Genomic DNA, 10737 nt, shown 5'->3' on the forward strand with positions numbered 1-10737 from the left:
ATAATTCAGACATAAAATTGACCTCACTTGCACTAAGGTATTTAAGGTAGTTAATTTGACTAAATTAATTGCAAGCTAAGCAACTAATTTAGTCGAGATAGTAATTTACTTATATCGGTGTTATTTGAAATAAATAAATTACCATCTGTTATTATTTATACTAGCGATGACAAATCGAGTCAAGTATTTCTTTGAAAAGAAAAATAAATTTTAATCCGAATAAACTGTGAATATAAAATTAATAGCTGATAGGTGCTTTGAGAACAAAAAGTACCTATCAGCTATCTCAAGAGAGTTAATTTATTTTTTCTTTACTTTTATAAAAAATCTAACTTACAAGCCAATCTATTTTAGTTGTGTATAAGTTTGTTAGAAGAACTTAGATTAATATTGTTTTCTGTAAGCTAGGGACATCAATACTAAACAATCAAATGGCAGAGGTGAATGAATATACACTACTGCAACTTTGAACTTCACTTGATTTTTTTATGTCTTAACTCTTAATTTAGAATTTCTCGGACTGTAGATCTGTTCTCATTCTATTGGTCCATAAGAATTCTGTGGATCTATAAATCTAGACTTTAATTGACTTCGAAGATATATAGCAGCGAGGGTCACCTTACGTTTTTGAAAGTCTTGTTCTGGAAAAGCAACATACTTATGACAGGTTCTCAGCTGTTATGGGAATGAGTATCGTCATAAGCAGGAAACAAATTGCTAATAAGCTACTATGAATAGTCGAACGCAGTTGCCTAGGTTATCAAGTACTTTAGGAATCTACTAGATTCCTAAAGTATAGACTTTCTGCTCTATTTCGTATTCCTTGAAGTTTAAAATTAATTTGCAAACCTTTAAATAATAAGTGAGCTTTGGCTCATAAGGCTAAGCGAAAGGATAGCACTGGACTATTTTAAAAGGAAACACGCTAATCCATTATTGCAAAGTCTGTAGAACACGATGCAAATATCATTTTTTGAAGTGTTTGAGATTCTTGGCTTGAATATTAGCTTATTTAGGATATATTTTGCTGCTCAGGTTTGAGTAGCAAAGTATAGTTAAGATGCTTTTCGCCAAGTTTGATGTGGGGAACTCAGAAGCTATCGCTTACTTTTATGTAAGTTACTGGATTTTCTTAGGTGAGTAAGTGATCACAATCACAGACTGTATCATTTGATACAGTCTGTTTATAAAGGCATAAATATCAACACTCAGCAGGTTGGGGCTTAAGGGTATTTATTCTTTAGGTATTACGGCAATTTATTGAAATAATTTTGGTTGTGAACGAATAAATAGTACTCAGGTGGAGTCGGTATGCCTCGCCCTCGCAAGCGATTTGCCCAGCATTGGCTGCAAAGCAAGTCTATTCTTCGACAAATTGTTATGGCGGCTGATATTCAGTGGTGCGATCGCATCCTAGAAATCGGACCAGGCAGAGGGGTCTTAACCCGAGAACTGCTGGCTCAAGCCCAGTCCGTGGTTGCGGTTGAACTTGACCGAGACTTATGCCAGTCGCTTCGTCATACCTTCAAAGGCCAGGATAATTTCACGTTATTGGAGCAGGACTTTCTAAAGCTGGATGTTGCTGCAGTGTTGGCAGATGTGCAACCTAACAAAGTTGTCGCCAATATTCCCTACAACATTACGAGCCCGATCCTCAGTAAGTTGCTAGGGAGTATTGATGCACCTGCCCAACCTATTTATGAAACGGTGGTGTTGCTGATCCAAAAAGAGGTAGCCGATCGATTGGTGGCAGCCCCTGGTTCGAAGGCTTTCAATGGATTGTCGGTGCGATCGCAATATCTTGCCCACTGTGAATTGATTTGCCCCGTCCCCGCCTCTGCATTTAAACCAGCCCCTAAAGTGGAGTCAGCGGTGGTGCGGTTAACCCCTCGCCCCCATCCGCAACCCGCCCAAAATCCTCAATGGCTTTCAACGTTATTGAAGGTAGGATTTAGCAGTCGTCGAAAGATGTTGCGGAATAACTTAAAAGCCTTGGTCGATCGGGACCACTTATCAGATTGCTTAAATACCTTGAATATTGGTCTCCAGGCTCGTGCAGAGGAACTGAGTGTTGCTCAGTGGATTGCCTTAAGTGATGCTGTGCGTCCAAGCCAGGGATAGACAAGGTAGAGTGTTGAATGCACCGATCAATCCGTCTCCTAACTTATGATGCATGCTTATACGCTAAAAGCTCCTGCAAAGATTAATCTGCTGTTAGAAATCATTGGTGATCGACCTGACGGATTCCATGAATTAGTGATGGTGCTGCAGAGCATTAATTTGGCAGACATCGTCGAGTTACAGCCCCTCAGTGGCGATCGTATTCAGCTATTTTGCAATCATCCCCAGGTCCCTTGTGATGGGTCAAACTTGGCTCATCAGGCAGCGCGACTGATGCAGGCGCAATTCCCAGGTCAAGGGGGTGTAGCCATTACGATTGACAAGAAAATTCCGATAGGAGCAGGTCTTGCAGGCGGCTCGGCGGATGCAGCGGCAGTGCTAGTGGGCTTGGATTTGATGTGGAACTTAGGACTGACCCAAGCTGAACTCCACACCTATGCGGCTAAGTTGGGATCTGATATTCCCTTTTGTGTCTCAGGAGGAACGGCTTTGGCGCTGGGACGAGGGGAAGAATTGACGCCACTGCCCGACTTGGATCAGCTCTATGCAGTGTTAGCAAAGTATCGGAGCTTGTCCGTCGCCACCCCTTGGGCCTACAAAACGTATCGTCAACACTTTAGTGGCTCCTATGCTCGCGATCCAGACGCACTCGAAAAACGTCGGCGGGAAGGCCATTCTGTGGATCTATTAGCAGCGATTTCCCATCGCGATTCACTCCAGGTGCCTCACTATTTATATAACGATTTAGAGAAAGTGGTATTGCCTGAATATCCTCAAGTGCAAGAAATCCGAGATTTACTCCAATCTTTTGGGGCCTTGGGGACGATGATGTCGGGGTCTGGGCCAACGGTGTTTGGATTGGCAGATTCGCGGTCTAAAGCTGAAGGAATGGCATCGCAGTTACAATCGGCTCTCCCGGATCCAGATTTAGAAATTCTGGTCACCAAATTTTGTAGTAGTGGAATTCAGCTGCTGTCTTAAAGGTGAAAGCCTTGTGAAGTAGGGACAGAGATTGGGATTTGTTGCTTGCTGGGGACGACTGCTGTGAGCAGGCCTATCAACGGATTGTCAAAGACAACCCCTGATCTTGATATTGTTTAGAAGACATCAACGTTACGCTGCGGTATGACTTCTGATTCTGTGCCTCAACCTTTACCCAAACATGTTTCTCAACTTCGTTGTGGTTTAGGTTGGGATGCTCAGATTGATGCAGCGCTAGATCTTGATATGGCGGTTTTGGCCCTTGGGGTTGATGGGCGGTTAGTATCCGGGAAATCGAGCCTGATTTATGCGGGACATCCCCGTCATGGGTCTGGGGCGATTCAGTTGCTCAATGACAACCTCACAGGGGAGGGAGAGGGGGATGATGAAGCGCTATTAATTCATCTCCCCAAGTTGCCGACTGAGATCACCCAACTGTTGTTTGTGGTCTCGATTGACTGTGGAGAAGAACAGAAGCAAGACTTTAGCCAAACTGAGAATGCTTTTTGGCGGATTTTAGATCATGCCAACCAACAGGTGTTGTTGCAGTGTTCATTATCTAATCCGCAATGGGCAGGGGTAACGATGCTGAGGGTTGCAACACTGGAACGTCGGGATATGCAATGGCAGCTAGTTCTGGGTCTGAAGGCAAGCCCGCTGAAAAATCTCAATGAGTTATTGCATCAGTATCTTTCTGCTTAAGTCCATTGGTCAGCGCTGGTGGGTAGTTCTGACGAGCAGCGTTTATTCATAGCATGCTGCTGACGACCCTCAAGTTAAGACTGGGTGTCCTCTTTTTGATCAGGGCTGGATGGAGGAGGCTCAGGCCCAAATTCTGCTTGCATAATTTCTTGCAGAAGCTGGGTAATTTCTGGCAGCAAAACGTCGTTGGATTGTTCTAGTGCTTCTTTGGTGAGTTGAGGCAATGTTGCGATCGCTTTTCGTCCCGTTGGCGTTTGATAGAAATCGATCAGGTCTTTCAGCTCTTTCTCGGTATAGTACTTGGCATAGAGGTTTGTGCTAATCTCTTCAGTGATTTCGCCAATATTGACCCGACTGGGTAATAACTCTCTGTAACGCTTTACCATCCGTTGCGCAGTGATTGTGACCCGTTTTAGGAGTTCATCGCCTTCTAACTGGGTGCGATCGCGAATGACATTAGCCAATATTTTGGGCAATGTTTCCTCCATATTGGCCAACATGGCCTCTAGACGCTGTTCAGCATTCTTTTTCTGATCTGTTATTAGCAACAGTCGCCGAATTAACGCTAATTTCTTCGCAGAGGGTGGAGGGACCGTTTCATCCGGCACAACCGTTTTTTCCGGCTCGCCCGTTGTCTTACTTTCCTGGGTATCCTTCTCTATTGTCGGGACTAATGGTTGGGGGTCTTCTGATTTCACCTTAGAATTAGCAGGTGTTGGTTTATCCTGTGCGGTAGGTTGTGAATCCGTCGCGGCATCCTCTTTCCCAATAGATTTGGTCTGCTCCTCAGCCTGCACCTCGACTGGAACACTCAATGGTGCGCCCAGCATTGTCACGAATAGTCCTAATCCCCCTATTCGCACTCCCCAAGATTGAACCAAAATATCTATCTCCTACTGACCCGATACACCTTATGGGTGTCAGTTTAGCAATTCCTGTATGGCACCATTATTTTGCCTCTAAGGATTTGTAGCATTGAGTCAGGGGCGAAGCGGCATTTCAACCGGTGAAAAGACTTCTAGAATTTCTAGAATAAAGCCATACGTCTTCTCCTATCTCCTGACCATGTCTGAAACTCAACCTCAAGTCAGTACTGCATGGCACAGCCCGGAATGGTATCAGCGTTGTTTCGCCTGGGCAATGGCCACGGCGGCTCAAGGATATGAAACGAAAATGGCCGATCGCAAACGACAGTTGTTTGCTGACTTACAAGGGGAAATCTTAGAGCTGGGTCCGGGAGCGGGGCCTAACCTTGCCTACTTCAAACCACAAGTCCATTGGTTAGGACTAGAGCCCAATCCCTATATGCATCCCTACCTTCAGCAAAAGGCGGATGAGTTAGGTCTAGAGATTAACGTCCAGGCTGCGACTCTAGCTGACATGGCTATCCCCAATAACAGCATGGATGTGGTCTTATATACGTTGGTCCTCTGTTCCGTCCCTGATTTAGAAGCCACGCTTCAAGATATTCTGCGCGTTCTTAAGCCTGGGGGGCGATTTCTATTTATAGAGCATGTTATGGCTCCTGCTGGCAGCTTCTTACGCCGAGTCCAAACCGGACTTTGTCCGCTCTGGCAGGTGATTGGCGATGGCTGCCGATTAGATCGAGACACTGGCAAGGTTATTGCAACTGCCGGATTTGCCAGTGTTGATTATCAAACCATTGATGCTCCTGTTCCTATTGCTGTCGTCAAGCCTCATATCATTGGTGTTGCGACCAAAGCCGCCTAATCCTCACAACTTCCTCAAACTCTTGGCTTACCTTTTAAATACTCGGGAATAGGTATTTCCATCCCGTTTTTAAGTTGCATCTGAGCTGATATTGGGAGGATCACGGATGAATACTACTCATCATCAGGATCGCCTCTGGCAACGCGACCCTTATGGCGTCATCTTTGCAGGCTTGCTAATTCTATTATTTCTGTCTTTTTCCATCGCATCACTATTTTAAAAAGGGTGGTGCAGGACGGAGGGGGTGGGTCTAATTGGAGAGGAGACCTTCCCCCTCGATGATTAACCTTGAGAGGGAACGCGGATGAATCCAACTCAACTGTTGCGAGACTATGGTTCTGGGCAACGTCGCTTCCAGAATGCCTATTGTCATCAGATGGACCTGAGGGGCGCAGCCTTAAGTCAGATTGATTTAAGGGGGGCGGATCTGAGTCAAGCCGATTTAGCCAGTGCGAATCTCAATGGGGCCAATTTAAGTCGGGCCAATTTGACCGATGCTGATTTGAGTCAGGCTGATCTTCGCAGCGCCGACTTAAGTCAGGTTAACTTGATTGGCGCTGATTTAAGGGGGGCAAAATTGGGTCGAGCCAATCTGAAAGGGGCTGATTTACGCTGTGCCAATCTTAGCCATGCTGATTTCATCGGTGCTTGCCTGGATGGGGCCGAATTGAGTGGTGCCGAATTGAACGGTGCCGACATTACTCAGGCTGAATTGAGCCAAACTGCTCAGCATAGTGGTGAATCGCATCCGTGGGTTACTTGGGCGGGGCGTCGGACATAGAGTCAGATTAACCCACTGTCTCACCTGAGCTACAGGATGACCTCAAAACTCGGTTTTACCGTATATTTGAGGAAGTGGCTTAGCCCCTGCAGGGAGAGTTGGGTGAAGACAGTCTATAGCGACAATTGGTTTGACCGAGCCTTTATCTGGTTTTTCTCGCAGAAGATGGCCCAGGTGGCGGGCCAAAAAAGTGAACTAGCGGGTTATGACGGGCTGGTTGATCTGTCGGTGCAGATTATGCGAGGCCGAAGTGCCCGCCAACAACAAGATGCCTTAGCTGCGGTGTTGCGATCGCTGATCCCTAGCTATGTTTTGCTCGGTATCCGCACCTTGTTTGACCCCACTCGGCGAATCTTGGAATGGAATGCCTGGTTTGCTAGTCGGATGTTTACCTGGCTGGTCGGTCCGTGCGAGCTGACTGAGGTGGACGTGGTTGGTAACAACGGACAGCTCCGCAGGCAACGGAGTGGTCTCCATATTCAGAAATGCCGCTATCTAGAGGCAAGCGGCTGTGTGGGCATGTGTGTGAATATGTGCAAGTTACCGACTCAGGACTTTTTTGCCAAGGAGTTTGGGTTTCCCCTGACCCTAACCCCTAACTTTGAAGATATGAGTTGCGAGATGGTGTTTGGTCATCCTGCCCCCCCGATCGAGGAAGAACCCATTTATAACCAGCCTTGTCTGATGGGCGACTGCCCCATTGCTCAACCCAAAGCCCCGGCTTGTCCCCAGGTGAGAAGCGCTTAAATCTACACTGGATTAAGGCATTTGTAAGCCCTGCAAAACCTGACGGCGCTCGCCCTCACTTAACCCTTTAGCTTGGATCAGGACTTGAAAACCGCCTAATCCCAGCGGGTTAATTAAAGATTGCAAGGTTTCCCGGCGGCGAATCACCTCATTCAATTGACGGCTATCGCGAGTGGTGTTGTTGGTGACGAGGCGATCGCCCAGTCCCAAAGCCATTAAAAACAATCCCTGCTGGGTATAGCCAAGGGGAAGGAGTTCTTGGTGCTGTCCCAGTTGTTCTAAGGCCGTAAAGTTAACGTGGGCTGTAATATCTTGATGTCCAAGATAGCAGTAGGGATCTGAATGAGCACCATGCTGTCGAAAACATTGCAACGTTCCCTGCCGTCGTTGAGGGCTGTAATATTGTTGTGCTAAGTATCCATAATCAATCGTCAGTACATATCCGCGAGCGAGTTTTTGGACGACCGTCGTTAGCCAGTCCAATGCCGCTAAATTAATCTCACTGCGATAGCCATCGTCGTACCCTGTATCGATCTGGATGCCCTGCCACGCTAAATACTCCGTTAACCGATCCGTTGAAGGTGCAGCCAACACCTCAGTCAAAGACTGCGACTCGGCATCAACCGTCACAAAGACCTCTTGTAAGCTACCCTGTTGCACCACAAATTGATGAACGGGCAGGGCATCGACCAACTCATTGGAGAAAAAACAGCCGACAATCCCCGTCTCAGGGAGCTGCTCTAAACTCATCCATTGCACTTTGTCAGGTGCAAACTGAAAAGGCTGTAACAGTCGCTGTTGCGCCGCTATTAAGGCCTTGGCCTTCTCCACGATAATGTAATTCAAGGCTAACCAAAAGTCTGAATATCGGTCCGATGCAGATGCATCATGATGTCGGGTTGCCAGATATTTGAGCACATCAGCCGCCACTAAGCCTTGGCCTGCCCCCATCTCTACGACCGTAAAGGACTGGGGCTGCCCCATAATTTCCCACATATCCAGGAATTGCTCAGCCAGCAATTCACCAAAATCAGGACCTAAATGGGGAGACGTGAAGAAATCACCGGTTACCCCGATTTGAGCTTGGTTCGTTGCATAATATCCCTGCTCTGGGTCATACAAGGCTAACGCCATAAACTCAGCAAACGGAATTCGCTGCTGAGGTTGAGCGCAGATTCGGTCTGCAATTCGCTGGCGGAGAATCGGATTAAATGAAATCGAAGCTGAATGGGGCAAAGCGGATATCCTGCTAGCTTAAAGATCACTGATGCGGGTGAGCGTTATCACGCTCAAACAGGTATTTTAGGTATAAAACAGTCGGAGGCATTTGATCGTTGGGTTTCAGTATAAAGTCCTATTAAAGTCCAGGTTATTCCCTTAACTGTGGGGCTAAACTCTCAACATCAACTCCTTGTCCCATGCATTCCGTTAAGGCTGATCTCCCCATGAAAATTGTTGCTAAGCAGCCAACCGTTCGTCCTTTGTTGGGTACTGTCCTCCTCAGTGGATGGCTATTGATGGGCGGATGTAGCCAAACCCAGCAAGACTCTCCCCAAACGGCTGATGAAGTTGCTGAATTAAAGTCGAAGGTGCAGGACCTAGAAGCAGAGAATAAAACTCTCAAGGAGCGGCAGGAGGACATTGGCTTAGGCTCAGATCCCCTCAAAGCAGCAAAGCCCGTTTCTGAGACCGTGACGAAATCATCCGCAGGTGACCCTCGCCCATCTCCTTCGGAATCGAGTCCTAACAGGCCTGTTGCCGTCGCCTTTAACGATATTACCGATTTACCCACTCAACCGCTAATTGCCGATCTGATCAAACTAAAAGTCTTTGAGGCAACAGATGATCAGAACTTTCAGCCCTACGAGCCGATTTCTCGGGGTGAATATATGATTTGGCTCTTTAAAGCGCATAACGCCATTAGCCGCCCCAAAGATAAGATCCGTCTGGCTCCCACTTTTCAGCCAGAGTTTACAGATATTGATGCTAAACATCCCGCCTTTCCCTATGTCCAAGCCTTGGCCAATGCGGGCTACTCCGTTGGATATGACGATCGCACCTTCAAACCCGATCAGTCCATTACTCGTGAGGAAATGATCAGTATTAAGGTGGGATTGGATAGGGGCAAAAGCATTAAGCCTGTGAGTGAATCGCTGTTGCGCAGTGCCTGGAAATTTAGCGATATTGCCGAGATTGATCAACGGCACTCTGGGTATATCTACAATGATCTCTTTGTGAGGGGACCGCAGGGTAGCAATATTGAGCGGGCCTTTGGCAAGATTGGCACTTTCAAGCCAAAACAAGCAGCCCAACGGCATGAAGCAGCCGCTACACTCTGGCAAATTGGTCGAGAAACGGCAACTAAAGCATTGGAGCGTCAAGAAAAAACGCTGAGGTAGTGTCTCTTGGATCTGTTACCCGGTTTTAATCCAAGCCACTTTAGGCTCGGCAGTTCAGTTTTGTTAGCAAATGTTAGTGTCTGCAGTAGATTGCTAATAACCTTTCAGACATTCCTACAGGTTTTATACAGGCTTTAACCTGCTGTTTACCGCGTTTGGTCTCACAGTTCTAGAAAGGGCAAGCTCTCTCGGATGCCTTTGATAAATCTGCTGTCGCAACAGTATTTCAGTACCCAAGGAACGTAATGCGACTGACTCTGCTCGAATTGCAGTGCTTCTTCGATAGCTATGTTACCCAGTTTGAGAATCAAGCCGCTAATCAGGTCGATATATTTGAAGAATCCCCATACAATGACTTTTGATTTGGCGTTATCGTTTCTATTAAATTCATCCAAGTCATCCATATAGTCTTGTGGGCCTTGTAAGGATTCAACCTGTTGCATCATCCACCTTGTGTCTTCAGGGGTGAGACGCTCTAACAGACCTAAAATGTCGTCTTTAGGCATTTCTCCCGATAGGAGCTGTCGAAATATCTTTTCTAAAGCTTGGGGCTTATCCACTTATCAACCTTAATGTTCTGGAGACAAATCTTGCAGATGCCAACGCCACGCTTAAGAACTAGATTTTCGTGATTTGGACAGATACTGGCGAAGGCAGAAACCGATCAGTACACCACCAAGGAGTCCTAGTAATCCAGCTCTAAGAAGGATCATATCTCCAGGTGAGAACATGAGGCCGTCCCAGTTTTGATCTGCGTTGGTTGCGCTTGGATAAGCCATCCGCACTGAGATCCATGCGCCACAAACCGGAAACATGACAAATGCCACTATGTTCAGAAACGCCTTTTTCACAAGATCTTCGCCCCCATTGTTCTCACTAAATGAATAGTAATACCTGCTGATAAAGGCCGTGGCCCAACCTGCGGGTGGGGCGAATCTTGGGGTTGGTGGAGTTGAATCTGAACAACTCTAAGGCCCTCACCCCACCCTCTCTCCCAATTTTGGGAGAAGGGAGCTAGATTCCATATAGGGCTTGCATTTCTCCTCCTCGCCCAAGGTTGGGAGAGGGGGGCTGGGGGGTGAGGGCCAAGCTTCAAGACACCCTCCTTAACAGTTGGATACGCCCCTGCAGGTGAACATCTTTTCTGGGAACGCTGAGGTCACAATAGAGTCTGATAGCTTTGGGGATGACAAGGGTTTCACAATGTGGTCTGAATCAGTGATAGCGCCCTCATGCCTCTCTGGTAATTGAGTCGTTTATGGGGTTTCAGTTGCA

The 10737-nt window shown here is 46.9% G+C and carries 10 protein-coding genes; 7 read left to right on the forward strand and 3 right to left on the reverse strand.

Features of this window, described 5'->3' with window-relative positions; translation table 11 throughout:
* Nucleotides 1-1311 precede the first annotated feature (1311 nt).
* The 3 genes from rsmA to Q0991_RS22870 all read left to right on the forward strand — a co-directional run bounded on the left by rsmA (nucleotide 1312) and on the right by Q0991_RS22870 (nucleotide 3804).
* Nucleotides 1312-2121, forward strand: a complete 810-nt coding sequence (gene rsmA / locus Q0991_RS22860; RefSeq protein ID WP_299492957.1) for a 16S rRNA (adenine(1518)-N(6)/adenine(1519)-N(6))-dimethyltransferase RsmA — start codon at nucleotides 1312-1314, stop codon at nucleotides 2119-2121.
* Between the two features lie 48 nt (nucleotides 2122-2169).
* Nucleotides 2170-3102 (forward strand): 4-(cytidine 5'-diphospho)-2-C-methyl-D-erythritol kinase, encoded by a 933-nt coding sequence (gene ispE, locus Q0991_RS22865; protein WP_299492975.1) that lies wholly within the window; start codon nucleotides 2170-2172, stop codon nucleotides 3100-3102.
* A 144-nt stretch (nucleotides 3103-3246) separates the two neighbouring features.
* Nucleotides 3247-3804 carry a TerD family protein gene (locus Q0991_RS22870; protein ID WP_299492959.1) on the forward strand — a complete coding sequence of 186 codons (558 nt, stop codon included), beginning with the start codon at nucleotides 3247-3249 and terminating at the stop codon, nucleotides 3802-3804.
* A 74-nt stretch (nucleotides 3805-3878) separates the two neighbouring features.
* Here Q0991_RS22870 and Q0991_RS22875 read toward each other — a convergent pair whose 3' ends face one another.
* Complete coding sequence (locus Q0991_RS22875; RefSeq protein WP_299492961.1) at nucleotides 3879-4685, reverse strand: DUF2059 domain-containing protein; 807 nt, start codon at nucleotides 4683-4685, stop codon at nucleotides 3879-3881.
* A gap of 184 nt (nucleotides 4686-4869) precedes the next feature.
* Here Q0991_RS22875 and Q0991_RS22880 point away from each other — a divergent pair, with 184 nt between their 5' ends.
* From Q0991_RS22880 to Q0991_RS22890, 3 genes are all read left to right on the forward strand, one after another.
* Entirely contained in the window at nucleotides 4870-5535 is a 666-nt protein-coding gene (locus Q0991_RS22880; protein WP_299492963.1) for a class I SAM-dependent methyltransferase, read from the forward strand.
* 304 nt (nucleotides 5536-5839) lie between these two features.
* On the forward strand, nucleotides 5840-6316 hold the full coding sequence (locus Q0991_RS22885) for a pentapeptide repeat-containing protein (RefSeq protein ID WP_299492965.1): 477 nt from the start codon (nucleotides 5840-5842) through the stop codon (nucleotides 6314-6316).
* Between the two features lie 102 nt (nucleotides 6317-6418).
* A complete protein-coding gene (locus tag Q0991_RS22890) occupies nucleotides 6419-7063 on the forward strand; it encodes a DUF4033 domain-containing protein (RefSeq protein WP_299492967.1) in 645 nt (214 codons plus the stop codon).
* Nucleotides 7064-7075: 12 nt separating this feature from the next.
* On the opposite strand, the gene Q0991_RS22895 is transcribed toward Q0991_RS22890, so the two are convergent.
* Nucleotides 7076-8299 (reverse strand): SAM-dependent methyltransferase, encoded by a 1224-nt coding sequence (locus tag Q0991_RS22895; RefSeq protein WP_299492969.1) that lies wholly within the window; start codon nucleotides 8297-8299, stop codon nucleotides 7076-7078.
* A 209-nt stretch (nucleotides 8300-8508) separates the two neighbouring features.
* Here Q0991_RS22895 and Q0991_RS22900 point away from each other — a divergent pair, with 209 nt between their 5' ends.
* Nucleotides 8509-9462, forward strand: coding sequence for an S-layer homology domain-containing protein (locus Q0991_RS22900; RefSeq protein ID WP_299492971.1), 954 nt, complete (start codon nucleotides 8509-8511; stop codon nucleotides 9460-9462).
* A gap of 161 nt (nucleotides 9463-9623) precedes the next feature.
* On the opposite strand, the gene Q0991_RS22905 is transcribed toward Q0991_RS22900, so the two are convergent.
* Nucleotides 9624-10022: a hypothetical protein gene (locus Q0991_RS22905; protein WP_299492973.1), complete on the reverse strand. Its 399-nt coding sequence runs from the start codon at nucleotides 10020-10022 to the stop codon at nucleotides 9624-9626.
* Between the last annotated feature and the right edge of the window lie 715 nt (nucleotides 10023-10737).

Origin of the sequence: Acaryochloris sp. IP29b_bin.137 (genome assembly GCF_028285745.1) — a bacterium.
Taxonomy (GTDB): domain Bacteria; phylum Cyanobacteriota; class Cyanobacteriia; order Thermosynechococcales; family Thermosynechococcaceae; genus Acaryochloris.

Coding starts and splice junctions, on each gene's coding strand:
- Q0991_RS22885 (WP_299492965.1), top strand. CDS start 5,840: ATGAATCCAACTCAACTGTTGCGAGACTATGGTTCTGGGCAACGTCGC.
- Q0991_RS22870 (WP_299492959.1), top strand. CDS start 3,247: ATGACTTCTGATTCTGTGCCTCAACCTTTACCCAAACATGTTTCTCAA.
- Q0991_RS22900 (WP_299492971.1), top strand. CDS start 8,509: ATGAAAATTGTTGCTAAGCAGCCAACCGTTCGTCCTTTGTTGGGTACT.
- Q0991_RS22880 (WP_299492963.1), top strand. CDS start 4,870: ATGTCTGAAACTCAACCTCAAGTCAGTACTGCATGGCACAGCCCGGAA.
- rsmA (WP_299492957.1), top strand. CDS start 1,312: ATGCCTCGCCCTCGCAAGCGATTTGCCCAGCATTGGCTGCAAAGCAAG.
- ispE (WP_299492975.1), top strand. CDS start 2,170: ATGCATGCTTATACGCTAAAAGCTCCTGCAAAGATTAATCTGCTGTTA.